The following is a 26,013-nucleotide window of genomic DNA, read 5'->3' on the forward strand; positions in this document are numbered from 1 at the left end:
CCGCGCTGGGTGTGTGGGGGTCCCCCCCCCCCCACCCCCAACCCGACATGGCCCACTGGGGGCGGGGGGGTTGCGGGGCCCACCACCCCAACCTACAGTGGATTGCGTTTATTTCGCCGTGACGGGATCGTGGCGCAACGCCAGGCCCTTCAAGATGTTCAACGCCTGCGACAGCGCGTAATCGCTGGTCGCCAGCTTGGCATTCTCCGCGCTGCCGTCGTTGTTGATGCCATCGCCATTGGCCGCGACTTCATTGGCCAGGTGATGCGGCAGGTCGGCTTCGGAGCTGATCGGGTTCTGCGTATCGTCCACCTTGGCGACGGTGAGGTCGGCCAGCGGAATGTCGGGCTTGATGCCTTCGGCCTGGATCGAAGTGCCCTTAGGGGTGTAGTAGCGCGCGGTGGTGAGCTTCACCGCGTGATCGGCATCAAGCGGCAGCACCGTCTGCACCACGCCCTTGCCGAAGGTGCGGCGGCCGACGATCAGGGCGCGATGGTTGTCCTTGAGCGCGCCGGCCACGATTTCCGCCGCCGAAGCGGTGCCGTTGTCGGCCAGCAGCACCATCGGCGCGCCGTTCAGAAGGTCGCCCGAATGCGCGGTGAAGCTGAGGTTGGAATCAGGCAGGCGTCCGCGCGTGGTGACGATGGTGCCTGAATCGAGGAAATCGTCGCTGACGGAAACCGCCGCCGTCAGCAGGCCGCCCGGATTGGAGCGCAGATCCAGGATCGCACCTTTTTGCGCGCCGTTCTTCTGCAGCAACCCGCCGAGTTTCTTCTCCAGGTCGCTGGCGGTGTCGTCCTGGAACTGGCTGATGCGGATGTACGCGTAGCCGGGTTCCAGTTCGTGCACCTTCACGCTGGTCATGGAGATGCGTTCGCGGGTGAGTGTCATGCTGACCGGCTGGTCGGCCTTCTCGTGCAGGATGCCCAGCGTGATCTTGCTGCCCGGATCGCCGCGCAGGGCGTCGAACATGCTGTCGATGTTGTCCGGCGTGATCACCTTGCCGTTGACCGAGGTAATCACGTCGCCGGGCTTGATACCGGCGCGCGACGCGGGCGTGTCGTCGATCGGCGAGACGATCTTCAGCATGCCGTTGTCCTGCATCACCTCGATGCCAAGGCCGCCGTACTGGCCGGTGGTGTCCTCATTGAGCTCCTGCAGGCCTTCCTTGTCCAGATAGGCGCTGTGCGGATCGAGGCCGGCGAGCATGCCCTTGATGGCGTCGTTCATCAGGGTCTTGTTGTCGACCTTCTCGACGTAGGCCTGGCGGATGATCTGGTAGACGTGCGCGAAATTGCGCACGTCGTCCATGCTTACCTGATCCGACGGCGCCGCGCTGCTGCTTGCTTTTGCCGGGGCGGCGTCGCTGGCGGCGGGCGCGGCCACATCAGGCGCCGCCTGCGCGTACAGCGGGGGCGTCGCCAGCAACAGGGCGATCAGGCAGAAGCGGGAAAAACGCATGAGGCAAAACTCCAAAGGAAATGAGGTGACGATCCCGTTGAGACCGCTCGGGGTCGTCGAAATTCATGGCCAAAGCATACGCCGAAGCGGGTAGCCGAAGTGTTGATCTCGATCGCGCGCGCAGCTCCGTCCTCGGCGCACACAGGATGAAGCGGAAGGCGCCGTATCAGTGCTTCTGGCTCAGCCAGGTGCGCGGATCCACCGGCTTGCCGTTCTGGCGCAGCTCGAAATACACACCGGTGTTGTCGCCGGTGCTGAGCATGGCGGTGCCGACCGCCTCGCCGGCGGCCACGTCGTCGCCGACGCCGTGCAGCAGCGTTTCGTTGTTGCCGTACATGCTCAGCCAGCCGTTGCCGTGGCTGAGGATGATCAACTGGCCGTAGCCGCGCATGAAGTGCGCATACACCACGCGCCCGCGCGCCACCGCCTTCACGTCCGCGCCGCGCGGTGCGCCGATCAGCACGCCGTTGCCGAAGGTGTGCACCGGACCCGGCGCCGGCCACGGCAGGTTGCCGCGGATGTTGGCCATGGCCTTGCCCATTTCGCCACTCGGCACGGTGGGGTTGCTGCGCGCCTTGCGCGCGGCCTCGCGGGCCGCGTCGTCGATCGCCTTCTGCAGTTTGGACAGCAGGTCGTTGAGGGACTGCTCGTTCTGCTTCAGTGTCGCCAGCTTCTGCGCCTGGTTCTTGTATTGCGCATCGATCTGGCTGGCGACCTGCTGCTGTTGCTTGCGCTGCTGCTGCAAGGCCGCCGTCTGTTGCTGACGCTGCGTGCGGGTGGCTTCCAGTGCCTGTTGTTCCGTGGTGATCTGGGTTTCCAGATCCTGCAGCTTGGTCAGCTCGGTCATCAGTTGCTGCACTTTCTGCAACCGGTCCTGCTGGAAGTATTTGGAGTATTCCAGCGAACGGGCGATGCGCGCGATGTCCTCGTCGCCCAGCAGCAGGCGCAAGTCCGAGCCGTGGCCGACGGCGTAGGTGGCGCGCAGCAGATCGGCGATCGCGGCGCGCTGGCCATTGAGCTTCTGATTGAGCGTCGATCGTTGCGTTTGCAACTGATCGAGCTGCTGCTGCTTGGCGGCGATCTGCGCATCGGTATCGCGCACCGCCTTGGCGGCAGCGGCCACCGCATCCGATTGCTTGGCCAGTTCGGCGTTCACGTTGTCGCGCTTGGCGGCGGTGTCGGCCTGCTCCTTGGCCAGCGCCTGCATCCTGGCGCGCAGGTCGGTCAGTTGCTGCTTGGCCTGGGCCTGTTCGGCTTCGGCCTTGCTGTCCTGTGCGGCGTTGACAGTGGCGGGAAAGGTGGAAGAAAGGGCAATCGCCGCGGCGACAAGGGAAAAAACCAGCGGACGGGAGGTGCGAGAGGGTATGGGCATGCGCGGATTATCTATGAGCTGGACTATTCCCGCGAGACGCCCCAAACGGCGCCCTGTTGCGCCTTTGCGGACACTTGCGCGGCACTGGTCTGTTAGCGCGCGTGCATACAGCTAACAACCATTTTTCATTTGGACGTCTAGCCGGCTTTGACGCGACGCACAAGTTGTGCTTAAAGTCGGGTTGCAAGCCTTGTTCGCATGCAGCTTGCCGCCTCCTGGGCGGCAGGCTTTTTGCGCCTTCGAACCCGGAGCAAGAAAAGGGGATTTGAACTCATGTTGGTGGCACCGCGGTTGTACGACCCCAGTTTTGAACACGATAGTTGCGGCTTTGGTCTGGTGGCCCAGATCGACGGCCGTGCCAGCAAATGGGTGGTCGATACGGCTTTCGCGGCGCTCGCCAAACTTTCCCACCGCGGCGGCGTGAACGCCGACGGCGTCACCGGCGACGGCTGCGGCGTGCTGATCCATCATCCGCAGTCCTGGTTGCGCGCGATGGCGGTACAGGCAGGCATCCCGCTGGGCGAGCGTTTTGCCGCCGGCCTGGTGTTCCTCGAATCGGCCGACAGCGAAGCGGCCAAGACGCTGCAGCGCTATGTCGCCGAAGAGCGCCTGCATGTTGCCGGCTGGCGCGACGTGGCGGTGAATGCGGATGCCTGCGGTCCGCTGTCTGCGGCGGCCATGCCGGTGGTGCGGCAGATCTTCATCAACGCCGCGGACGACATGGACGAGGCCGGCTTCGAGCGCGCGCTGTTCCGCGCACGCCGCCGCGCCGAACATGCGCTGGCGGACGATCCGCAGTTTTATGTGGTGTCGCTCTCGGCGCAGGTGATCGGCTACAAGGCGATGGCCGCGCCGGGTCGCCTGCGCGACGTGTTTGAAGACCTGCGTCATCCGGCGCTGTCGGCCGACGCGGTGGTGTTCCACCAGCGCTTCTCCACCAACACTACGCCGCAATGGCGCCTGGCGCAGCCGTTCCGTCTGTTGGCGCACAACGGCGAAATCAACACCATTCGCGCCAATCGCCGCTGGATGCAGACGCGTGCGCATGTGTGGCGTTCGCCACTGGTGGATCTCTCCGACATCGGCCCGTTCGTACGCCAGAGCGGTTCGGATTCGGAAAGCCTCGACAACGCGCTGGAACTCTTGCTTGCCGGCGGCCTGGACATGCTTGCCGCGATGCGCGTGCTGGTGCCGCCGGCGTTCGCCGCGCGCGAAGGCATTGACGAGGACCTCGCCGCGTTCTACGAGTACTACGCCCTGCACAGCGAGCCGTGGGATGGTCCCGCGGGCCTGGTGATGTGCGATGGCCGCTACGCGGTATGTACGCTCGATCGCAACGGTTTGCGTCCGGCACGCTGGGCGCTGTCCGACGACAACCACGTGATCGTCGCCTCCGAAGCGGGCTTGTGGGACGTGCCGAGCGCCCGCGTGATCGCCAAGGGCCGTCTTGCGCCGGGCGAAATGATCGCGGTGGATTTCAAGACGCATCGCCTGCTGCGCGACGCCGACATCGACGACATCAACCGCAAGCGCGCGCCGTATCGCGATTGGTTGCGCGCAGGCGTGAGCTATCTCGAATCCGACCTGATCGATCCTTCGCTGGCCGCTGAGCCGCTGCCGGCGGATGAATTGCGCTGTTACCAGAAGCTCTACGGCCTTTCGCGCGAAGAACGTGAAACCGTGCTGAAGGTGATTGCGGAACTCGAAGCCGAAGCCACCGGCTCGATGGGCGACGACACGCCGGTCGCGGCGATGTCGCGCCAGGTGCGCCCACTGTTCGATCGTTTCCGCCAGGCGTTCGCACAGGTGACCAATCCGCCGATCGATCCGCTGCGCGAAAAACTGGTGATGTCGCTGGTGACGCAGATTGGGCCGGAAGGCAATGTGTTCGATCTCAAGCCTGAAAACGCCAAGCAGATCCTGATCAACTCGCCGGTGCTCTCGCAGCGCAAGCTGCGCCAATTGCTGGCGATGCCGCAGTACGCCAATGCGCCGCGCTTCGATCTGATGTATGCGGCGGAAGAAGGGCTGGAAGCCGCCCTGCGTCGCTTGTGTCGTGAAGTGGCGCAGACGGTGCGTGACGGCTGCGCGCTGGTGTTCCTGAGCGACCGTTATCCCCAGCGCGATCTGCTGCCGATCCATTCGCTGCTGGCGACCGGCGCCGTGCACGCGCACCTGATCGACGAAGGCTTGCGCTGCCATTGCAACATCGTGGTGGAGACCGCCACGCCGCGCGATCCGCACCAGTTCGCCTGCCTGATCGGTTACGGCGCCACCGCGATCTATCCGTGGCTGGCCTACCAAAGCCTGTTCGAGCTGGGTCGCGAAGGACATATCGAAGGCGATCGCGCGGAAATCGGCCGCAGCTACCGCCGCGGCATTCGCAAAGGCCTGCTTAAGATCCTGTCGAAGATGGGCATCTCCACCGTGGCCGGTTATCGCGGCGCGCAGCTGTTCGAGATCGTTGGCCTGGCGCCGGAAGTGGTGGAGCTGTGTTTTCCCGGCACGCCTTCGCGCATCGGCGGAGCGAGCTTTGCCGATCTGGAGCATGAGCAACTTCTGCTGGCGGCGGAAGCCTGGAACCAGGCGCAATCGCTGCGCGCCGGCGGCCTGTACAAGTACGTACATGGCGGCGAGTACCACATGTACAACCCGGACGTGATCGGTACCCTGCAGAAAGCGGTGCGCACCGGCAATCCGCGCGACTATCGCGAATACGCCGATTACGTCGATCGTCGACCGCCGTCCGCGCTGCGTGATCTGCTCGGGTTGAAGCCTGCGGCCGAGCCGATTCCGCTGGAAGAAGTGGAAACGGTCGATGCGATCCTGAAACGCTTCGATTCGGCCGGCATGTCGCTGGGCGCGTTGTCGCCGGAAGCGCATGAAGCGCTGGCGATTGCCATGAACCGTCTCGGCGCGCGCAGCAATTCCGGCGAAGGTGGCGAAGATCCCGCGCGCTACGGCACCGAGAAGGCGTCCAAGATCAAGCAGGTGGCTTCCGGTCGCTTCGGTGTCACGCCGGCCTACCTGGTGAATGCCGAAGTGCTGCAGATCAAGATCGCGCAAGGCGCCAAGCCCGGCGAAGGCGGCCAGCTGCCCGGCCACAAGGTGGACGCCACCATTGCGCGCCTGCGTTACGCCAAGCCCGGCATCGGCCTGATCTCGCCGCCGCCGCATCACGACATCTATTCCATCGAAGACCTTGCCGAGCTGATCCATGATTTGAAGGAAGTGAATCCGGAAGCATTGATCTCGGTGAAGCTTGTTTCGCATGCCGGCGTCGGCACGGTGGCGGCCGGCGTGGTGAAAGCGGGTGCGGACCTGATCACCGTCAGCGGCCATGACGGCGGCACCGGCGCGAGCCCGCTCACATCGATCAAATATGCCGGCACGCCGTGGGAACTGGGCCTGGCCGAAACGCAGCAGACGCTGCGCCGCAACGACCTGCGCGGCCGCGTGCGGCTGCAGACCGACGGCGGCCTCAAGACTGGCCTGGATGTGATCAAGGCGGCCTTGCTCGGGGCGGAAAGCTTCGGTTTCGGCACCGGTCCGATGGTGGCGCTGGGCTGCAAGTACCTGCGCATCTGCCATTTGAACAACTGCGCCACCGGCGTGGCCACGCAGCACCCGATTTTGCGCAAGGACCACTTCATCGGCTTGCCCGAAATGGTGATGAACTACTTCACCTTTATCGCGCAGGACGTGCGCGCGCATCTGGCGCAGCTCGGCGTGCATTCGCTGGGTGAGATCGTGGGTCGCACGGATCTGCTCGAGCAGCTCGAAGGCGTGACGCCGGTGCAGCACAAGCTCGACCTCACGCCGCTGATCGACGGCACGGGCCTGAGCGCGCGCAGCGAATTTGCCTGCACCTTGCCGCGCAACCCGATGCGCGACGACGCCGAACTCGCTTCGCGTATCGCCATCGATACGGCGGCTGCGGTGGCGAACAAGAGCGGCGGCACGTTTGCCTATTGCATCGAGAACACCGATCGCGCGATCGGTGCACGCCTGTCCGGTGATGTTGCGCGTCGTCACGGCGACCACGGCATGGACACGAACCCGATCGAGCTGAAGCTCGAAGGCGCGGCCGGCCAGAGCCTCGGCGCCTGGAACGCTGGCGGCGTGCACATCGAACTGGTCGGCGAGGCCAACGACGGCGTCGGCAAGGGCATGGCCGGTGGCCGCATTGTGGTGCGTCCGCCGGCGGATGCGCCGTACGCCAGCCAGGACGCCTCGATCATCGGCAACACCTGCCTGTACGGCGCGACCGATGGCGAGCTTTACGCCGCAGGCCGCGCGGGCGAACGTTTCGCTGTGCGCAATTCCGGCGCCATCGCCGTGGTGGAAGGCGCCGGCGATCACTGCTGCGAATACATGACCGGCGGCGTGGTCGCGGTGCTCGGCAAGGTCGGCCTCAACTTCGGCGCCGGCATGACCGGCGGCTTTGCCTACGTGCTCGATATCGAGCGCGATTTCGTCGACTGCTACAACCATGAGCTGGTCGACATCCTGCGTATCTCACCCGAGGGGATGGAAAACTACATGCAACACCTGCGGAAATTGGTCACCCGCCATGTTGAATTGACTGGCAGCGAATGGGGTCGGCAGATTCTGCGCGACTTCCGCGGCCTGCAATACAAGTTCTGGCTGGTGAAACCCAAAGCCGCAAGCCTCGCCGTGCTGGCTGAAGAACTCCGGAGGGCGGCATGAGCGCAAAGCTGTTCCAATTCCTCGACCTGCCCCGACAGCCGCCGCGCACCGTCCCAGTGGCGGTGCGCGTGCTGGGCTACGGTGAAATCGGCGGCGACTTCGCCTCGCCGCAGGCCGCTTCGCAGGCGGAGCGCTGCATCGATTGCGGCAATCCGTATTGCGAGCATGCCTGTCCGGTGCACAACTACATTCCGAACTGGCTGAAACTGGTGCAGCAGGGCCGCATCCTGGAAGCGGCCACGCTGATGCACGAAACCAATCCGCTGCCGGAAATCTGCGGCCGCGTGTGTCCGCAGGATCGTCTGTGCGAAGGCTCGTGCACGCTGGAGCAGACCGCGTTCGGCGCGGTCACCATCGGCAGCATCGAACGCTGGGTGACCGACGAAGCGCTGCGCCAGGGCTGGCGTCCGGATCTTTCCAAGGTGCGCGAAACCGGTTTTCGCGTGGCGGTGATCGGCGCCGGCCCTGCGGGCCTGGCATGCGCCGATCGCCTGCGCCGCGAAGGCATCGCGGCGGACGTCTACGATCGCCAGCACGAGATCGGCGGCCTGCTCACCTTCGGCATTCCACCGTTCAAGCTCGACAAAGGCGTGGTGCGCACGCGCCGCGACGTGCTCGAAGGCATGGGTGTGCGCTTCCTGCTCGGTAAAGAGGTAGGACGCGACGTGGAATTCGGCGCGCTGCTGGAAGAGTACGACGCGATCTTCGTTGGAACTGGCGCCTACACCTTTGTAGACGGCCAATTGCCCGGACGCGAATTGCAGGGCGTGCACGACGCCTTGCCGTTCCTGATCGCCAACACCGAACGCCTGCTGCGCGATGAGCCGGCCTCCATGTTCGATTTCCATGGCAAGCACGTGGTGGTGCTCGGCGGCGGCGATACCGGCATGGATTGCAACCGAACCGCGATCCGCCTCGGCGCCGCATCCGTCACCTGCGTGTACCGCCGCGACGAGGCGAGCATGCCCGGCTCCGCGCGCGAGGTGAACTACAGCCGCGAGGAAGGCGTCACCTTCATGTTCCACCGCCAGCCGGTAGCCATTCTCGACAACGGCAAGGGCCACGTGCGCGGCGTGCGCGTGGTGGAAACGCAACTGGTGGACTCGGGCGATGGACGCCCGCGCCCCCAGAACGTGCCCGGCACCGAATCGGAGATTCCGGCAGACGTGGTGATCCAGTCGTTCGGCTTCCTGCCCAGCCCGCCCAATTGGCTGCATGCGCACGGCGTGGAACTGGCGCCATCGGGCAAGGTGATCACCGGCGCCAACGGTCGTTTGCCGCACCAGACCAGCCATCCGAAGATCTTCGCCGGCGGCGACAACGTGCGCGGCGCGGATCTGGTGGTGCGGGCGGTGTACGACGGCCGTGAGGCGGGTAGGAGCATTGCTGGCATGTTGGTGGATGCGTCGACGAAAGCGGTGGCTGCGGGCTGACGCGTCCATCGCAACTGGATGTCCTGAAAAGGCGGCGCTTCAACGCGCCGCTTTTTTATGGTCGCAAGTTTGCCGCGGAATCAGCTCCAGCCAGTGCGTACTTGCTCCTGGGTACGCACATCCAGGCCGGCGCGCGTCATCGCCATTTCACATTGGCAGCCCTGAAACGTCTTCCGATCAATGCGCGCTCGTTTGTGATTGGTAACTAAGCATTTGCATGGCATCGCAATATGCTGCGTTTGCACACATCGCCTTTGGCCTGCCAAAAAAATATTTTAATTCAGCGACTTAATGGATTTTTCGGAAAGCGGTGCCATGGATGCCTGTCTTTTCAGGCCAGGCGGTGCTGTTAATTTCTTGCGAAGTGTGATTACTATTCCTAAGAGCGCATCTTTTTACGACGTAGGTTTATGCGCCAGGGGAGCCAGCAGATCCCTGCCCAATTCCCCACATCTGCTGACCAAGAGGGAGAGATCATTCATGCGTATGAAAACGACACGGCTGCGCGACGCCATCGTGTGGACGCTGTTCGCAGGTTCCGCCGGTTTCGCGTTTGCTGCCAACGCGCAGACACAAGACGCGACGCAATCCACCAAAACCTTGGAAAAGGTCGTCGTGACCGGTTCCAGCATTCCGCGCACCGACCTGGAAACCGCTTCGCCGGTACAGGTGATTACCGCCAAGGATCTGCAAGCCAGTGGTCTGCCCACGGTGGCCGATTTCCTGCAGCGCCTCACCGTCGATGGCGCCGGCTCCATTCCGTCCACCTTCGGCAATGGCTTCGCCAGCGGCGCCACCGGCATTTCGCTGCGCGGCCTGGGCGCAGGCTCCACGCTGGTGCTGCTCAACGGCCGCCGCATGGCCTCGTTCGGCCTGGCCGATGACGGCCAGAAAGTGTTTACCGACCTCAGCACCATTCCGATGGAAGCGGTCGAGCGCGTCGAAGTGCTGAAGGACGGCGCATCCGCTATCTACGGTTCCGACGCCATTGCCGGCGTAGTGAACATCATCCTGAAGAGCGATTTCCACGGCGCGGTGGCCAAAGTGTCGACCGGCGTTTCCGGCAACGGCGACGGCAACCGCTACAAGGCGTCGCTGACGGCAGGCACCGGCGACCTCAACAAGGATCGCTACAACGTCCTGTTCAACCTGGAAGGCATCAAGGACGACGCGATCCTTGCGTCCGACCGCAGCGACCGCAAGTGGATCGGCACGGGCGACCTGCGTCCGTGGGGTTACAGCGCGACAGGCAGCCAGTTCCTGGGTGGTGCGATCACCGGCGGCGGTGCAGCGGCGGGCAGTTCGCCGACGGGCGCTTTGGGTATTCTGGGTCTCGACAACAAGTATCACTACCAGTCTCTGCCCGGTTGCAGCCAGTTCTCCAACATCTCGCAGGCTGGTGGCGGTGGCGGTTGCCTGTGGGATACGGCGAAGTTCCGCTGGATCACGCCGAGCGACCGCGCGCTCAACCTGTTCGTGCGCGGTACCTTCAAGGTATCCGATGACATGCAGGTGTACAGCGAGTTCGGTTACTCGAACAAGGTGTCGAAGTTCCAGACCACGCCGTCGGGCACCTCCGGCGCCTGGGGTTATCCGGGCGGCCCGGTCAATGCCAGCAGCGGCACGGGAGCCGTGGTGCTTGGACCTGGCGATCCCGACAATCCTTACGGCGCGAACGCACGTCTGCGTTACTCCGCGTGGGATGTCGGTCCGCGCGTGCAGCGGACGGATAACGACTTCTACCGCTTCCTGGTCGGTGTGAAGGGCACCTTCGGCTCCTGGGATTACGATGCCGCGTACATGCATTCGGGCACCGATCTGACCAGCACGCGCTGGGGGTATCTGCGTTACAGCGCGGTGCGCGATGCGCTCACCAATCCCAACAGCCCGTTCGGGTACTGGCGCATCGGTGCGAACTCCGGCCTCAACAATCCGGGCATCTACAGCTACATCTCGCCGACGCTGCACGCCAACGCCAGCAGCGTGCTCGACTCGATCGACGCCAAGATCACGCGCACGCTGTTCGATCTGCCCGGTGGTCCGGTGGGCCTGGCACTTGGCACGGAATATCGCCGCACGGCGGTGTCGCTGACGCCAACTACGTACACAGACACGGGCGACATCATTGGCCTGGGTTACTCTGCCTACAAGGGATCGCAGTCGGTAGCTGCAGGCTATTTCGAAGTGGATGCGCCGGTGCTTAGCACGCTGGAACTCTCCGCTGCTGGCCGCGTGGATAGCTACAAGGAAGGTGCCACCGCCGTGACGCCGAAGTTCGGCATCAAGTGGTCGCCCACCCCGTGGTTGTCGCTGCGCGGTACGTTCGCTGGCGGTTTCCGCGCGCCGAATCCGGCTGAAACCGGTGGACGCCTTGCTGCATTCACCAACGCCCCCGATCCGGTGCGTTGCCCGAACGGCACCCCATTGACGGCCCTTGGAGCCGCGCAGTCGGACTGCAACCAGTCGATCGCGATCATCACTGGCCCGAACGCACATCTGAAGCCGGAGCGCTCGCGCAGCTACACCGGCGGCATCGTGCTGGCGCCGACCGCCGACACCTCGCTGACCGTCGATTACTGGCGCATTCGTCGCACCGACGAAATCAACCAGAGCACCGCTGCTTCCGCCATTGCCGCGGGCAACGTGATTCGTTCGGACAATAACCTCACCGGCATTCCCAACAGCGGTACGCTGCTGGCGGCGGAAGGCAGCTACATCAACTCCGCGGCAACTTCGGTGCGTGGCGTGGATCTGGATTTCACGCAGCGTTTCGACCTGGGTACGTACGGCCGGGTGAACTTCGATCTGAATGCTACGCATCTGATCTCGTATGCCCGCCAGGACGCCAGCGGTACCGTGCAGTACGCCGGCACGCACGGCAATTGCGATACCACCAATTGCATCGGCACGCCGCGTCATCGTGCGCAGCTCACCGCCGACTGGGATATCAACAACTTCTCGCTCGGCGCCACGGTGAACTATCGCAGCGCGTTCAAGAATGTGCCGTACGCGGGTGCTCCATGCAATGCTGCGTTTGCCGATAATACGGACGCTCCGGAGCATTGCCGTATCCCATCGTTCACCACGGTAGATTTGTCAGCCAGCTATCGCTTCGCGAACAACTTCGAAGTGTTCGGTTCGATCCAGAACCTGACGGACGAAATCGCTCCGCTGGACCCGACGACCTACGGTGGAATGAACTACAACCCGCTCGATTCCACCGGCGCGATCGGCCGGTACTTCACGGTGGGTGCGAAGTACACGTTCGAGTAAAAGCAGTCATGCTGCATCGGCGATGACGATGCAGTGGATGTGAAAACAAGCGGCGCGTCGATCATCGACGCGCCGTTTTTTTGCGTGCAGTCATGCAAACGCGACGATGTGCTTCGCTCACGCACGGTGTCTTTTCGTTCCGTACGCACGCAATCGCATATCTGGAAAGTGTTAACAGATCGGCCTGATCAGGCGCGCCGTTGCACGAGTCAAACAACGACCACGTAACGCGCGCTGCTTATGCGATGGCGTGTTTTCCAGGCAATTGACGCGTTAGCAGTTGCAAGTTCAAGCAGCGACTCAGCCTTGTCATCGCAAAATATTGCGTGATGTTAAGGACTTGTCTGATTGCGCAAGGGTGTGGAAGACTTCGGCCCCGTGTCCCCACACGCCCAACTTTCCCCTACCCGCAACACTCCCTAGTTGGGCAATCACAATCCGCTGTACCTTGGAGGGTATGAAAAATGACTCGTAATAAGCTTGCGCTTTCGCTGGCTGGCCTCCTGCTTGCCCCGATTGCCGGCACCGCTTTCGCGCAGAGCACGCCGGCTTCCACCCAGGACCAATCACAGGCTGCCCCGAGCCAGGGTAATGCCAAGCAACTGCAGACCATCACGGTGACGGGTTCGGCGTTGCCGCGCGTGGATACGGAAACGCCCTCGCCGGTAACGGTAATCACTGCGCAGCAGATTGCGCGCAGCGGTTACACCACCATTTCCGACGTTGTTCGCTCGATTTCGGCCGACAACTCCGGTTCGATCCCCAACGCGTTCACCAACGGCTTCGCAGCCGGTTCCTCGGGCGTGGCGCTGCGTGGCCTGACCGTGAATTCCACCCTGGTGCTGGTCGATGGCCAGCGCGCTGCCAGCTATGCGCTTTCCGATGACGGCCAGCGCTCCTTTGTGGATCTCAACACCATTCCGCTGGCCGCAGTGGAGCGCATCGAAGTGCTGAAGGACGGCGCGTCGTCCCTCTACGGCGCGGATGCGATCGCTGGCGTGGTCAACATCATTCTGCGTCCGAGCTTCAAGGGTATCGAAGGCACCGCCGACGTCGGCAATTCCCAGCATGGCGGCGGCTTCACCAAGAAGGCCACTTTCATGGCTGGTGCGGGCGACCTGGACAAGGACCGTTACAACGCCTATTTCAGCGTGCAATACGAGAAGGACAATCCGATCTGGACGCGTGACCGCGGCTTCCCGTACAACACCGATGACCTCAGCTCGATCGGCGGCCCGAACCCGGAAGTGCCAGGCAACAACACGGGCTCGACGGTAGGTTCGATCACCGATCCAGCCACCGGCTTGCTGCACCCGCTGAGCAACTGCACGCCCAATACGCACCTGGTTACCAGCAGTGCCGGTAGCTACTGCGGCCAGAGCCTGGTCAACCAGTACACCCAGTTCCAGCCGGAAATGGAGCAGGGTGGTATCTATGGCCGCTTCACGGTCAAGATCAACGACACCACCCGCGCTTATCTGTCGGCCAGCTACATGCAGGCCAAGACCTGGACTGTGCTGACTCCGACGCAGATCCAGAACAGCACGCCGAACAACACCAACAACATCACGCTGCCGAAGGGCAATCCCTCCAACCCGTTCGACGGGGATGCGCCGATCAACTATGCGTTTGGCGATATTCCTCGCGGCACCAATTACGACAACCACAACGTACGCTTGGTGGGTGGCGTCCAGGGCACCATGGGTGACTGGAACTACAACACCACCGCTACGATCAACCACACTTGGCTGAATACAGACCAGTTTGGTTACATCAGCTACAACGCGTTGATCAACGCGATCAACAACGGCACCTACAACTTCGCCAATCCGTCCTCGAATTCGGGTGCCATCCGTGCCACGCTCGCACCCGGCTATGCCAAGACATCCACTTCAGACCTGGATTCGTTGGACTTCAACGCCAGCCGCAGCTTGTTCGACCTGCCTGGTGGTCCGGCCGGTCTGGCGGTCGGCGCGCAAGTGCGCCATGAAGCGCAAGACGATCCCACGCTGAACCCGAACTTCGAGTTCCAGGGATTGGGTAACGCCACGACCAAGGGCAGCCGTGATGTTGCCGGCGTGTATGGCGAGTTCGACATGCCGTTGCTGGAATCGCTGGAAGCCGATGTGTCCGGCCGCTTCGACCACTATTCCGACGTGGGTAACAACTTCTCGCCGAAGATCGGCTTGAAGTGGAAGCCTTTGGATTGGGTCGCGATCCGTGGCACGTATTCGAAGGGTTTCCGCGCACCGAGCTTCGCCGAAAACGGTTCCAGCTCCGCGCAGGGTTTCGTCACCATCACCCCGCCGGATAGCTTCCAGGCGCTGCACGGTGGCAATGCTTACAGCTCAACGCCTTATGCAATCTCCGAGTACACGCTCGCCAACCACAACATCAAGCCGGAGAAGGCCAGCAACTTCACCTTTGGTGTGGTGGTTCAGCCCACCAGCTGGCTGAATGCCTCGGTGGATTACTACAACATCCGCAAGAACAACGTCATCACCTCGCCCGACTACGGCAGTGCGCTTGCTGCTTACTGGGCGAACGGAGGTACCGTGCCCGGCGTGACGATTACGCCGGATCTGGCCGACCCGCAGCATCCTGGCGCGCTGGCGCGTCCGGCCGTGCTCACGGGTGAGTACATCAACGCGAACTCGCTCAAGACCACCGGCGTGGATGTGGATATCCAGGGCCATTGGGATTTTGGCAGCATGAAGTACATCACCGAACTGCAGGGCACGCAGATCTTCCAATGGAAGATGATCCTGCCGGGTGGCGTCGTGCAAAGCTACGTCGGTACGCAGGGGCCGTACAATCTCTCGTCCGGCGCGGGCACTCCGCGTACCAAGGGTTCGTGGTCCAACACGGTCATGTATGGACCGCTGACCGTTACGGGAACGCTGTACTACACCAGCGGTTATCAGGAAATTGCCGAAGACGTGGGCGTCGGCCCCGGTTCGTGCCTTTTCCTCAACGCTGCCGGCACCGCCTTCATGCCTTCGAACTGCCACGTTGGTTCATTCTATGACTTCGATCTGACGGGCAGCTACGACATCAACGACCACATCGCGATCACCGCATCGCTATTCAACGTGTTCGATCGCAAGGCGCCGTTTGATCCCGCAAACTATGCAGCCAACAACTACAACCCGACTTATACGCAGTCTGGTGTTGTGGGTCGCTTCTGGAATGTGGGTGTAAAGGTGAAGTTCTAAGGCGAAAGGGGCGTCGTGGCGGGCCGATTCATGCGCCGTTGCTTTCGACCTTAAAGCCTGCACGTAAGAAAAAACGGCGCACCGAATTTCTCGGTGCGCCGTTTTTTTTATGAAAAACCAGTTGTCGCCGTCTGGTGGTTATTTATAAGAGCATTCCGTTGGCTTAAGAATTTCACACCGCTAAAACGTCCTTTTCAAGAAACTTTGATGCGCTTGGGCCTGATGCGTTTCCGGTTCGGGTCGAAGCGCTGATCTCAAGTGTTCCCTCAAAAACAGGAGAGCGTGATGCAAGAGCAAATTCTCAAGGATCAAAAGGATCTGGTGCGTCCATTCGCGCGCTTGAACGCGCGGGTCATCCCGCAGGAAGAAATTGACCGGTTTGGGTATGTTGATGGCATGAAGGTAGGTTTCCTCACTACCACCGCCTGGGAGCCGGAGGTAGGTTGAGCAGACCGAACTTCCGTTTCGCCTTACGCGAGCCCGTTGATTGACGGGCTCGTCCATTTTCAGGACGGGAAAGGGTGCCATGCACAGTCCACAAGCAATGATTTTTGCTCCGCTCAATGATGCACACGCTAGCGCGGTCCATTGGGCGCTGGAAAGAAACGGGATGGAAACGCTGTGGGCGCCATCCTTGCATCTAGGCGAAGCGGCAAGGTTTTCGATTCACGCAGGCAGGGGAGGTATCAAGGCAATCGGCCCCTGGGGTAACTCGAGCGACCTGAAGTCGGTATGGACCCGCGTAGTGAAAGCGCCGCAAATCGAAGGCCTTGCCGAGTTTGATCACAAGTTTGTGCACAAGCAGTGGGAAATATTTCAGCGCAATGCATTTGAACTTGCCGCCGACCTGGCCGCAGGATTGTGGGTAAATCATCCCATTGCTGCATACGCTGCTGAAAGCAAGCTGCTGCAACTGAAGGTCGCTAACGAAGTCGGTTTGCCAATCCCCGATACGGTAGTAACCAATGATGCGGTTACCGTTCGTGACATGGTCGGAAAGCTCGGCAAAGTTGTCTTCAAGCAGTTCTATGACTTCATGTGGAAAAACCACCGCGACGGAAAGCTCTATGGAAGCAGCCCGTCTATTCTTGATAGAGAAAGTGACCTGCCGGACGACGCCATAGCGCTGTGCCCCGGTATCTATCAACGCTATATAGATAAAACCTTCGATTTGCGCGTCACGATGATCGGTGAGCGGTTCTTTTCAGCAAAATTGCGCAGGAAAGACCGGGACGCCTATGTCGATTGGCGGCCGCACGTTTACGAGGACGAACTGTTGCTGGAAGAGTTTACGCTTCCGGCAAGCGTGGAAGTGAAGCTGCGGGCTTTGATGAAGAGGCTTGGTCTTGTCTTCGGCTGTATTGATCTTGTTGCCGATAAAGAAGGTGATTTCTATTTCCTTGAAGTGAATCAGCAGGGGCAGTTCCTGTTTGTCGAGGAGCAGGTTCCCGATTTGCCTGTGCTGAAAGCGATGACTGCGATGATGCTGCAGGGTCGTGTCGACTACTCCATGAATATCGAAGCCGATGTCTGCTTCGCCGAATACCGGCAGAGCGACGAGCATGCGCGTCTTCTTGCAGCGCCATTGGAAAAAAGCGACATCTTTGTGGTGGAGGCCTGAGCGGGCCCGATGCGCCTTGACCAACGCAATCAATCATGGGGCGCCGTTGCAAATTATCTGACCTTCGCGCCGTACGTTGTCGTACGGCGCGACTTGCATTCAAGCACTGAAGCCACGCGTGCGAATAGGATGCCTTGGAATAAGGCGGGTAAGGAACGCGGGGGTGACGTGGCAAGCGCCGCCGCCAAACGTACTGCTCGTCGTACCCCATTTTTGCGCATATCCGGCACCTGCATCTGGCGCTGGATGGGATGCGCTCGCTGGCATGCGTGGTCGGCTATGCTGTTCCCGCAGTGATAGCCGTTTGCGGACAACGCATCACGTGCTCCCTCACAGATGGAACTGGCCAGGTGCTGGCATCTTTCGGATATGTTATGGATTCCTAGACCGAATTGAAGAAGGGGAGATTGCATGCGTATAGGCCTCGCCGCCAACGCGCTTCATCATGATCACGACGACGCGGCGCTGTTTCGTTGGCTGCGAGCGTGCGAGCAGGGCATTCGTGAGCTCAACCTGCACCTGCATGCAGTAGGACGTACGCATGCGGCGATCGAACGGGTGGGTTACTTGGCCGATCATCCTGGCCTTGTGCGTTATCCCTATGGGCGCGAAGGCGGTCTCATGAAACTGGTCGCCGAAGTGGTGGGCATGCATGCGCCGGAGCGTGCGCTGGATGGGGCGATCTACCTGATCGATCCGGTCGATCCGTCTTCCATTTTTCCCGAAGCGGTGGCCTTGAAGCGCCAATGCGTGATTCATCAGAAGCCTTTCATCTCCACCGTGGCGTCGGCGCGCGACTGGATCGAGATGGAGCGCATCCAGGCAGGCTTGGCGCCCGACGCGGGCGCTGATGACCTGCATGCGCTGGAAACCCAGACGCTGGCGTTGATCGCACATGATGCAATGAAGCCGCAGATGATGGCCTACGCTTCCGATCACTTCGATGTGCTGGCGCGTTTCGCGCGCCGCGTGGCCACAGGTACCACCGGCCAGCAGTTGAACGAGTTGGCGTGGAGCCGCGGATGGCCACAGGGTGAGCACTGGGTGGAACGCTATCAGAGCGGGCCGATGGGCGGCGACGCGCAGATTGCCGACCTGGTGCTGGAGGGACGCTGCCAGCGTGCGATCTTCTTTGAAGATCCGCACGTCGCGCGCCAGCATGAAGCCGATATCCAGTTGCTGGAACGCGCGGTGACCACAGTGACCGATAGTACGGTGTGCATGACTTCACCACGTGTCGCGGCGCGCTGGGCCGATGCGGTGCGCAAGCGTGCGGGGTATGTTTCCGCTTCGCGATGAGGCAAATATGCGGTGAAGATCCCTCGGAGAGCGTTGCTTCTATGAGATTCATGGCAAGTGTTGCCCCTCACCCCAACCCTCTCCCCGGAGGGGAGAGGGAGCCATCGTCCCGCAGAGGTGTGTCATGTGCCTGATCGCCTTCGCCTGGCAAGCCCATCCGCGCTGGCGCCTGCTGCTTGCCGGCAACCGTGATGAATTTCATGCTCGGCCCAGTGCTCCTTTGTCGCGCTGGAACGATCTGCCGATCGTCGGCGGGCGCGATCTCGAAGCGGGCGGTACATGGCTGGGCGTTACGCCGGCGGGGCGATGTTGCGTTGTCACCAACGTGCGTGATCCTCGCGATCCGCAGCATGGCGTATCGCGAGGATTGCTCGCGACGGATTATCTCACCGGCTCCCTCGACGCGGTGGCGCATGCGCAAGAGCTGCTGGCGGCCGCACCCGGCTATCGTCCCTTCAACCTGCTTACCTTCGATGCCGAGCATGGTTTTTACATCGGCAACCGGCCTTCGTCGCGGGCGCAGCTGATCGAACCCGGCGTGCATGGTCTTTCCAATGCCGACTTCAACACGCCATGGCCGAAGACGCGCGCGCTGATGCAACGCCTGCAGGCGTGGATGGATGCCGGTCACGAAGTGGATTTCGCGCCGCTGTTCATCGCGCTGGCCAACGAGCACCAGGCACCGGACGAACTGCTGCCTGACACCGGTGTGGGCCTGGAGCGCGAGCGCTGGTTGTCCTCGGCGTTCATCCGTGGTGAGGCCTACGGTACGCGCGCCAGCACCATCGTGGCGATTGGCTATGACGGCAAAGGCTTGATCATCGAGCGCCGCTTCGGGCCGAACGGCAGCTTCAAAGGCGAGAGCGAGCTGTCCCTGTAGGTTGGGGTGCAAGCCCCAATGTCCTCATACGCACATGCATCCCGGTGTTGGGGTTCGCACCCCAACCTACGTCACGGGCTTTCCGGAAACTGGCCGTCCACGTAATACCAGCGCCCATTCTCACGCACGAAGCGGCTGATTTCGTGCATGCGCTGCGCCTTGCCGCCGCCAAAGCGCAGGCGCGCGATGAATTCCACGATGGCGTGCTCGCCATCCTGCTGATGGCGCTTCACGTCCAATCCCAGCCAGGTGGGCGAAGGCTGCTGCGTCGCCAGCTTCAGGCTGGCCGGTCGGGTGCCGGGATGCCAAGTCGCCAGCAGATAATCCTCGCGTTTGAGCACATAGGCGCTGTAGCGCGAGCGCATCAGCGCCTCGGCGGTGCTGGCGATGCCGCCTTCGTGCAACAAGCCGCAGCAGCGCGCGTAGCTGCTGTGGCCGCAAGGACAGGGTGTAAGCGTATCGATAACTTGCAAGATGCCAATCCGGTGGAAATAACTCAGGTTCCCAACCTACGCCGGCCCGCGTAGCACGCGTGCCGGCAGCATCAGCAGCGCTTTCAGGAAGGCGAACACGGCCTCCACCGTAATCCCGATCAGCCGGAACGGCAGCAGCAACAACCAAAAGATGGGATACAGCACCAGCGCCAACAGCGCCAGTGGCCAGCAGAATACCAGCAGCGCCAACCAGAGCAGAAAGCCGACCATGGACGTTACCTCCAGCTATCGAGCTGGCTTGAATCTAGCGCAAGCGAACCGGTAGTGCGAGATGACTACCGGCATCTGTCAGGCCATCGGATTCACGCCGAACAGGAAGTTGTGCGCCCAGAACGCGAACAGCGCCCACAGCGCGATACCTGCCACGACGGTAATCACCGTGCCTTTCACGGTACCCGGCGGATAAACCGTGCCATTGCGCCGATCCCGTCGGCGGGATACGGCGAACAGCACCACCGCCCAGGCGAAGAACGAGCCGAACAGTACTACATCGTGCAGCATGCCGGCGGCGAGCAGATGGCCGAACGCCCAGGTCTTCACTGCCAGCACCTGTGGATGATGCAGCCTGGCCTTGATGGCGTTGTTCGGTACGCGCGCGGCGGGAAACAGGATCAGCGCGATCAGCATGAACAGCGCATTGAGATGCCGCAGCCACGCCGGCGGCGCATACAGCGGCACCACATGCTGCCTGGCCATGACGAAACCCACAACGATCAGCACCAGGCCAACGGCGGCGACGATGGAGTACATCGTTTTCCACCGAGCCAGGCCGATACGCGCGATCTGTTGCGTGCGCCAGTCGTCGGCGACGATGCGGATGGAATGCAAACCGAGAAAGAGGATCAGACCGAGGATCAGCACGAGCATGGGAAGAGCCTCAAGAAGGATGAAAGCCTAGCGATAGCCCAAGTCTTGCGAGAAAGCCATGTAGGTTGGGTTAGCGCAGCGTAACCCAACATATTCACAGCGGAATCGTTGGGTTACCCCCGGATCAAGTCCGGGGTAACCCAACCTACTCCCGTAATTCCACCCGCGCGACAAGTGCCAACGCCTCGTCGTCCAACGTGACCCGCCCGGTCAACGGCGTCGGTAGCCACGCATCCCCGGGCTGAAGGCGTCCATCCGACGTATCGACGTGCCCTCGCGCACAGTAGATCAGCACGACCGCGTCATCCACCACCTGCCGGCCGGGATCTTCCCAGGTCACCAGTTCCCCGTGCGCCTTGGACCGGCGCAACATCAAATTGAAATCGCGCGTGGGGCCGCCATGCAGTGCAATGCTCACACTCGCCTCGCCGGAAAAGGCGAACGGCGAGAAGGGCGTGGTCAGCGCGTGACTGCGATCACCATCCAGCGTCATCGTAAACCCCGCGCCATCCAGCAGCGCGATGTAGCGGTCGACGCCCTCGAACGCGGAAAACGGCGCTGCACTATCCACTTCCGCCACGCTGGCGCGCCAGATGAAATCGTCCATGCCGGTGCCGGCAGGATGGACAGCCAATTCGCGCGTGCGTCCCATGCCGTTTTTCCACGGCACCGCAGGACAATCGCGCAGGCGGATGATGCTCATGCAGGACGCTCGATCACGCGCTGGAAAGGTGGCAAGGCTTTAAGCATCTGGCTGCCGTATTGCCGTGTGATGACGCGACGGTCCAGCAGTACGATACGGCCGCGATCCGTTTCGCTGCGGATCAGGCGGCCGCAATATTGGATCAGCAGGCGCGTGGCTTCGGGTACGGCCACTTCCATGAAAGGGTTGCGGCCGCGCGATTCCAGCCATTCGGCATAAGTAGCGCCGACGGGATCGGTGGGCACGGCGAACGGCAATTGCGTGATCACCACCGTTTCGCACAACTTGCCGGGCAGGTCCAGGCCTTCGCCGAACGACGCCAGGCCGAACAAGGTGCTGCCCTTGCCGGCTTCGATGGCCGCTACGTGCTCGGCGATCAATTGCGTTTTGCCGAGCGAACCCTGTGCGCGCACCTTGCGCACCTTGTCGATCGGCAGGCGTTGCAGCACGCGTTCGAGCTTGGCGCGCGAGGTGAACAGCACCAGGTTGCCGGCTTCCCAGTCGAGGTTTTCCGCCAGCCAATCGGTGACTTCCTGCGCATGCTGCTCGCGCGCATCGGGCAGCGCGGCCACTGCCGGTATTTCCAGGCGCGCCTGCGCGCCAAGATCGAACGGCGAGGGCAGGCTCACCGTGATGGCGTCATCCGGCAGGCCCACTGCGTCGGCGAAGCCGCGGAAGTTGCCGCCCACGCTCAAGGTGGCCGAGGTCATCACCACCGCACTGGCGTTATCCCAAAGAATATTGCGCAGCAGCGCGCCGGCCGAAACCGCCGACGCGTGGCAAACCAGTTGCTGATCGTTCGACAGCGTGACCCAGCGCGCCAGCGGCGGCGCGTGTTCCGGATCGTCGCTGGACCACGCGCGCCACGTGCGCACTTGGCGATCGATGCGTTCCAGCGCCATGCCCAGCTCGCGCGCCAGGGCCTCCTGCGTGGGGCCGCCTTCGCTCATTTCGGTAACGGTGCGGCGCACGGCGGTGAGCCAGCGCTGCACTTCGGCTGCGGCCACGTACAGCGCGGTGGCGTGATGCACCCAGTTGTCCGGCAGTTGCCCCAGCGAACCGCGATATACCGGTTCGGTTTCCGCGGGATCGGGCATCCACGACTGGCGTATTTCCTTTTCGAGTTCTTCCAGCGCGTCGCTGAGTTCCTGCAGTTTCGCGTCGCCGGCATCGAGCGTGAGCTTGCCGATCACTTCCTTGTCGGTCAGCGAATAGGCCGCATGCACCTGCCGCGCCAGGCGGCTGATCTGCCGCACCGCCGTGCCGAGCATGACGTCGGCGGCGCCGCGATCGATGGTCTTGCCCGGCATGTGATGCGCTTCGTCGAACACATACAAGGTTTCTTCGGGCTTGGGCAGAAACACGCCGCCCCAGCTTTCTTCGCCGCTGGAGAGGGTGAGATCGGCCAGCACCAGGTCCTGGTTGGCGACGATGATGTCCGCATCCGCCGCGGCACGGCGTGCGGCGAAGAACGGGCAGAGCATGAAATACGCACAGCGGCGTCCGGTGCAGCCGCCGGTGCTGGTGGTGATCATCGCGCGCAGCATGTCGCCGGGCGTTTCCGGCGCGGCATCCATGTCGCCATTCCAGTCATTGCGATCGAAGGCATCGGTGAGTTTGCGCAGCACCTGCTTGTCGCGTTCTGCCGGCGGCTTGCTCCATAGGGCCAGGTCGTTGTCCAGGCCCAGGCCCAGCTGCGCGCTTTCACCGAGGCTGGCGCTGGCCATGCGCAGATTGCGCGGGCATAGATAACGGCCGCGCCCCTTGGCGAGCGCGACTTTCATCTCGCGGCCGTTGAGTTTCAGATACAGCGGAATATCGCGTTCCACCAACTGTTCTTGCAAGGCTACGGTGGCGGTCGCGATCAGCAGTTTTTTCTTCAGCGCTTTCGCCGCTTCCACGCCGGCGATCAAATACGCCATGGATTTACCGGTGCCGGTCGGTGCTTCGATCACCGCCGCGCCGCCACTTTGCGCGAGCGCCTTGGCCACTTCCGCAATCATGCGCGTTTGCGCGGCGCGCGCGCGAAAGCCGGGCAGGCCGTCCTTCACGCGCGCATAGGCTTCGCGAATGCTGTCTTTGATCGCGTCAGTAAGCATGCACGTCCTGGCGCGTGATGCTCAGCGCCACCGCTTCGGCTACGCGAATGCCATCCACTCCCGCGGAAAGAATGCCGCCGGCATAACCCGCGCCTTCACCGGCCGGAAACAAGCCGCGCGTGTTGAGGCTCTGCAGATCGTCATCGTTGCGGCGGATGCGCACCGGCGATGACGTGCGCGTTTCGACGCCGGTGAAAATCGCATCCGGTCGCGCGAAACCCTTGATCTTGCGATCGAACGCCGGCATCGCCTCGCGGATGGCTGCCACGGCGTAATCCGGCAACGCCGATGACAGATCGGTCAGATGCACGCCAGGCTTGTACGAAGGCATGATCTCGCCAAGCACGGTCGATGCGTTGCCGGCAAGAAAGTCGCCGACGAGCTGGCCCGGCGCATCATAGGTGCCGCCGCCCAATTCGAAGGCACGGCTTTCCAGCGCGCGCTGCAAGGCGATGCCGGCGAGCGGACTGCCGCTGTTGTCGTAAGGCGCGAAATCGCTGGGCTCGATGCCCACTACGATCGCCGCATTCGCATTGCGCTCGTTGCGCGAATACTGGCTCATGCCGTTGGTGACCACGCGCCCCGTTTCGCTGGTGGCGGCAACCACTGTGCCGCCCGGGCACATGCAGAAACTGTAGACCGAGCGGCCATTGCGGCAGTGATGCACCAGCTTGTAGTCCGCCGCGCCAAGCAGCGGATGGCCTGCCTGCGAGCCGAAGCGATCGCGATCGATCATCGATTGCGGATGCTCCACGCGAAAGCCGATCGAGAGCGGCTTGGCTTCCAGGTACACGCCGCGCCGATGCAGCATGGCGACGGTATCGCGCGCGCTATGGCCGAGCGCGAGCACAACGTGGTCGGTGCGGATCTGCTCGCCATTGGCCAGCGTCACGCCGCGCACGTGGCGAACGCCATCGGCATCGGTGTCGACCAAGAGGTCATCCACGCGGTGCTCGAAACGAATCTCGCCGCCCAGCGCCTCGATGGTGTGGCGCATGTTCTCCACCATCGTCACCAGCCGGAAGGTGCCGATGTGCGGTTTGCTGACGTAGATGATTTCCTCTGGCGCGCCGGCCTTCACGAATTCCGTAAGCACCTTGCGACCGTAGTGCTTGGGATCGGAAATCTGGCTGTAGAGCTTGCCATCGGAAAACGTTCCCGCGCCGCCTTCGCCGAACTGCACGTTCGATTCTGGATGAAGATTACGCTTGCGCCACAGATCCCAGGTGTCCTTGGTGCGCTCGCGCACCGCCTTGCCGCGCTCCAGGATGATGGGGCGCAAGCCCATCTGGGCGAGCAAGAGGCCAGCGAACAGGCCGCAGGGGCCCATGCCGATCACGACGGGACGTGGAGGATCTGTTTGAAGAGTTCGGCCATGGATGGCCGATTCTTGACTCTTGCCTTCCGCGCCAGGGATGTCGCGTGGAAATACACCGGGCGCATGCGCGACGAAGGCGTAGTCCGTATTCGGCGTGGGACGCACATGGGGATCATCCGCGAACCGCGCCAATACCTTCGCCTCATCGGCAACATCCACATCCAGGGTGTAAATCAGCTGGATCGCCCCGCGCTTGCGCGCGTCATAGCCGCGGCGGAACACGGAATAACCGCGAATGGCCGAGGCGCCGACATGCAGCCGGGCGCGAATGGCGGCGGCGAGCGCTTCCTCGGGATGGTCCAGGGGGAGCTTGATGTCGGTGAGTCGCAGCATTGCCGGGCGGAGTGGAGCGGGGCGGCTATTGTCTCATGCCAGGGCCGTTCCCTCTTCCTTCCCGGGAGATCTGGCGGTCATACCGCGGCGCGGGTCAAACCTCGCCCGCGATCTTGCGCAGGGTCTGCTCGAACACTTCCGGCGGTTGCCCGCCCTGGATCAAATACTTGCCATTCACGATTACCGACGGCACGGCGCGAATGCCCTGCTGCTGGTAGAAGCGCTCTTCCTCGCGAACCTCGTCCGCATAGCGGCCGCTGTCCAGCACCTCGCGCGCGGCACCGGCATCCAGGCCTGCTTCGCCGGCCACACGGGCGAGCACCTCATGTGAGCTGACGTTTTCGCCGCGGCCGAAATACGCCTCCAGCAAGGCCAGCTTCAGCGCCGGCTGCCGCCCGTGCAATTGCGCCCAGTGCAGCAGCCGGTGCGCATCGAAGGTGTTGTAGATGCGGCTGCGCTTGTCCATGTTGAACGTGAAACCCACCGCCGCACCGCGCTGGCGGATGCCTTCCTGGTTCTGCGCCATCTGCGAGGGCGTGCTGCCGTATTTGCGCGACAAGTGCTCGGCTACATCTTCACCTTCCGGCGCCATCTGCGGATTGAGCTCGAAGGGACGAAACTGCAGGTCGGCGGTGACTTCGCCATCAAGATGACCAAGGGCCTGCTCCAGCGATTTCAGGCCGATGGCGCACCACGGGCAGACGACATCGGAGACGAAGTCGATGGTGAGGTGTTTGGGCATGATGGCTTCCATGGAAGAGGATGCCGGTATGCATGGGGATGGCATGGTATGGAATCAACTATTTGCCCCGAAGAGCAAGATGAAGTGAGAGTTCCCTGTTCATTACTGCGGAATGCTTGCAAGTAATGAGCGT

Annotated in this window: 17 protein-coding genes; 8 read left to right on the forward strand and 9 right to left on the reverse strand. The window is 62.5% G+C overall.

Annotated features, from left to right (window positions below; genetic code table 11):
• Positions 1 to 108 precede the first annotated feature (108 nt).
• A complete protein-coding gene (locus tag ACTHNE_RS17285; protein WP_440269896.1) occupies positions 109 to 1,461 on the reverse strand; it encodes a S41 family peptidase in 1,353 nt (450 codons plus the stop codon).
• A gap of 166 nt (positions 1,462 to 1,627) precedes the next feature.
• Positions 1,628 to 2,833: a murein hydrolase activator EnvC family protein gene (locus tag ACTHNE_RS17290; RefSeq protein ID WP_324940974.1), complete on the reverse strand. Its 1,206-nt coding sequence runs from the start codon at positions 2,831 to 2,833 to the stop codon at positions 1,628 to 1,630.
• A gap of 273 nt (positions 2,834 to 3,106) precedes the next feature.
• Between ACTHNE_RS17290 and gltB the strand changes: the two genes are divergently transcribed.
• The 8 genes from gltB to ACTHNE_RS17330 all read left to right on the forward strand — a co-directional run bounded on the left by gltB (position 3,107) and on the right by ACTHNE_RS17330 (position 19,264).
• Positions 3,107 to 7,543 carry a glutamate synthase large subunit gene (gene gltB, locus ACTHNE_RS17295; protein ID WP_440269897.1) on the forward strand — a complete coding sequence of 1,479 codons (4,437 nt, stop codon included), beginning with the start codon at positions 3,107 to 3,109 and terminating at the stop codon, positions 7,541 to 7,543.
• The gene (locus ACTHNE_RS17300; RefSeq protein ID WP_324946819.1) at positions 7,540 to 8,976 is read left to right on the forward strand and encodes an FAD-dependent oxidoreductase; all 1,437 of its coding nucleotides are present in this window, start codon (positions 7,540 to 7,542) and stop codon (positions 8,974 to 8,976) included. Before gltB ends, ACTHNE_RS17300 begins: the two co-directional genes overlap by 4 nt.
• Before the next feature lie 486 nt (positions 8,977 to 9,462).
• On the forward strand, positions 9,463 to 12,249 hold the full coding sequence (locus ACTHNE_RS17305) for a TonB-dependent receptor (RefSeq protein ID WP_414649778.1): 2,787 nt from the start codon (positions 9,463 to 9,465) through the stop codon (positions 12,247 to 12,249).
• A 464-nt stretch (positions 12,250 to 12,713) separates the two neighbouring features.
• Positions 12,714 to 15,464, forward strand: coding sequence for a TonB-dependent receptor (locus ACTHNE_RS17310; protein WP_324946823.1), 2,751 nt, complete (start codon positions 12,714 to 12,716; stop codon positions 15,462 to 15,464).
• A 285-nt stretch (positions 15,465 to 15,749) separates the two neighbouring features.
• Positions 15,750 to 15,911, forward strand: coding sequence for a hypothetical protein (locus tag ACTHNE_RS17315; protein ID WP_324946825.1), 162 nt, complete (start codon positions 15,750 to 15,752; stop codon positions 15,909 to 15,911).
• Between the two features lie 79 nt (positions 15,912 to 15,990).
• A complete protein-coding gene (locus tag ACTHNE_RS17320; protein ID WP_324946826.1) occupies positions 15,991 to 17,085 on the forward strand; it encodes a hypothetical protein in 1,095 nt (364 codons plus the stop codon).
• 411 nt (positions 17,086 to 17,496) lie between these two features.
• Entirely contained in the window at positions 17,497 to 18,384 is an 888-nt protein-coding gene (locus tag ACTHNE_RS17325; RefSeq protein ID WP_324946828.1) for a methylglyoxal synthase, read from the forward strand.
• A 124-nt stretch (positions 18,385 to 18,508) separates the two neighbouring features.
• Positions 18,509 to 19,264: an NRDE family protein gene (locus ACTHNE_RS17330; RefSeq protein WP_324947948.1), complete on the forward strand. Its 756-nt coding sequence runs from the start codon at positions 18,509 to 18,511 to the stop codon at positions 19,262 to 19,264.
• 71 nt (positions 19,265 to 19,335) lie between these two features.
• Here ACTHNE_RS17330 and ACTHNE_RS17335 read toward each other — a convergent pair whose 3' ends face one another.
• The 7 genes from ACTHNE_RS17335 to ACTHNE_RS17365 all read right to left on the reverse strand — a co-directional run bounded on the left by ACTHNE_RS17335 (position 19,336) and on the right by ACTHNE_RS17365 (position 25,880).
• Positions 19,336 to 19,737 (reverse strand): YchJ family protein, encoded by a 402-nt coding sequence (locus tag ACTHNE_RS17335; protein WP_324947950.1) that lies wholly within the window; start codon positions 19,735 to 19,737, stop codon positions 19,336 to 19,338.
• A gap of 36 nt (positions 19,738 to 19,773) precedes the next feature.
• Complete coding sequence (locus ACTHNE_RS17340) at positions 19,774 to 19,968, reverse strand: hypothetical protein (protein ID WP_324947952.1); 195 nt, start codon at positions 19,966 to 19,968, stop codon at positions 19,774 to 19,776.
• A 78-nt stretch (positions 19,969 to 20,046) separates the two neighbouring features.
• Positions 20,047 to 20,625: an NnrU family protein gene (locus ACTHNE_RS17345; protein ID WP_324947954.1), complete on the reverse strand. Its 579-nt coding sequence runs from the start codon at positions 20,623 to 20,625 to the stop codon at positions 20,047 to 20,049.
• 145 nt (positions 20,626 to 20,770) lie between these two features.
• Positions 20,771 to 21,328 carry a HutD/Ves family protein gene (locus tag ACTHNE_RS17350; protein WP_324947956.1) on the reverse strand — a complete coding sequence of 186 codons (558 nt, stop codon included), beginning with the start codon at positions 21,326 to 21,328 and terminating at the stop codon, positions 20,771 to 20,773.
• Positions 21,325 to 23,427: an ATP-dependent DNA helicase DinG gene (gene dinG, locus ACTHNE_RS17355; protein WP_324947958.1), complete on the reverse strand. Its 2,103-nt coding sequence runs from the start codon at positions 23,425 to 23,427 to the stop codon at positions 21,325 to 21,327. Before dinG ends, ACTHNE_RS17350 begins: the two co-directional genes overlap by 4 nt.
• A complete protein-coding gene (locus ACTHNE_RS17360; RefSeq protein ID WP_440269898.1) occupies positions 23,417 to 25,138 on the reverse strand; it encodes an NAD(P)/FAD-dependent oxidoreductase in 1,722 nt (573 codons plus the stop codon). Before ACTHNE_RS17360 ends, dinG begins: the two co-directional genes overlap by 11 nt.
• Before the next feature lie 94 nt (positions 25,139 to 25,232).
• Positions 25,233 to 25,880 (reverse strand): DsbA family oxidoreductase, encoded by a 648-nt coding sequence (locus tag ACTHNE_RS17365; RefSeq protein ID WP_324947962.1) that lies wholly within the window; start codon positions 25,878 to 25,880, stop codon positions 25,233 to 25,235.
• Positions 25,881 to 26,013 lie beyond the last annotated feature (133 nt).

Source organism: Dyella sp. (genome assembly GCF_051954575.1).
Lineage (GTDB): Bacteria > Pseudomonadota > Gammaproteobacteria > Xanthomonadales > Rhodanobacteraceae > Dyella_B.

What these genes read in the sequence shown, in the direction of transcription:
- ACTHNE_RS17325 (WP_324946828.1), top strand. Translation starts at nt 17,497, where the DNA reads ATGCGTATAGGCCTCGCCGCCAACGCGCTTCATCATGATCACGACGAC.
- ACTHNE_RS17285 (WP_440269896.1), bottom strand. Translation starts at nt 1,461, where the DNA reads ATGCGTTTTTCCCGCTTCTGCCTGATCGCCCTGTTGCTGGCGACGCCC.
- ACTHNE_RS17350 (WP_324947956.1), bottom strand. Translation starts at nt 21,328, where the DNA reads ATGAGCATCATCCGCCTGCGCGATTGTCCTGCGGTGCCGTGGAAAAAC.
- ACTHNE_RS17360 (WP_440269898.1), bottom strand. Translation starts at nt 25,138, where the DNA reads ATGCTGCGACTCACCGACATCAAGCTCCCCCTGGACCATCCCGAGGAA.
- ACTHNE_RS17310 (WP_324946823.1), top strand. Translation starts at nt 12,714, where the DNA reads ATGACTCGTAATAAGCTTGCGCTTTCGCTGGCTGGCCTCCTGCTTGCC.
- ACTHNE_RS17330 (WP_324947948.1), top strand. Translation starts at nt 18,509, where the DNA reads ATGTGCCTGATCGCCTTCGCCTGGCAAGCCCATCCGCGCTGGCGCCTG.
- ACTHNE_RS17340 (WP_324947952.1), bottom strand. Translation starts at nt 19,968, where the DNA reads ATGGTCGGCTTTCTGCTCTGGTTGGCGCTGCTGGTATTCTGCTGGCCA.
- ACTHNE_RS17315 (WP_324946825.1), top strand. Translation starts at nt 15,750, where the DNA reads ATGCAAGAGCAAATTCTCAAGGATCAAAAGGATCTGGTGCGTCCATTC.
- gltB (WP_440269897.1), top strand. Translation starts at nt 3,107, where the DNA reads ATGTTGGTGGCACCGCGGTTGTACGACCCCAGTTTTGAACACGATAGT.
- ACTHNE_RS17345 (WP_324947954.1), bottom strand. Translation starts at nt 20,625, where the DNA reads ATGCTCGTGCTGATCCTCGGTCTGATCCTCTTTCTCGGTTTGCATTCC.
- ACTHNE_RS17320 (WP_324946826.1), top strand. Translation starts at nt 15,991, where the DNA reads ATGCACAGTCCACAAGCAATGATTTTTGCTCCGCTCAATGATGCACAC.
- ACTHNE_RS17305 (WP_414649778.1), top strand. Translation starts at nt 9,463, where the DNA reads ATGAAAACGACACGGCTGCGCGACGCCATCGTGTGGACGCTGTTCGCA.
- ACTHNE_RS17300 (WP_324946819.1), top strand. Translation starts at nt 7,540, where the DNA reads ATGAGCGCAAAGCTGTTCCAATTCCTCGACCTGCCCCGACAGCCGCCG.
- ACTHNE_RS17290 (WP_324940974.1), bottom strand. Translation starts at nt 2,833, where the DNA reads ATGCCCATACCCTCTCGCACCTCCCGTCCGCTGGTTTTTTCCCTTGTC.
- ACTHNE_RS17365 (WP_324947962.1), bottom strand. Translation starts at nt 25,880, where the DNA reads ATGCCCAAACACCTCACCATCGACTTCGTCTCCGATGTCGTCTGCCCG.
- dinG (WP_324947958.1), bottom strand. Translation starts at nt 23,427, where the DNA reads ATGCTTACTGACGCGATCAAAGACAGCATTCGCGAAGCCTATGCGCGC.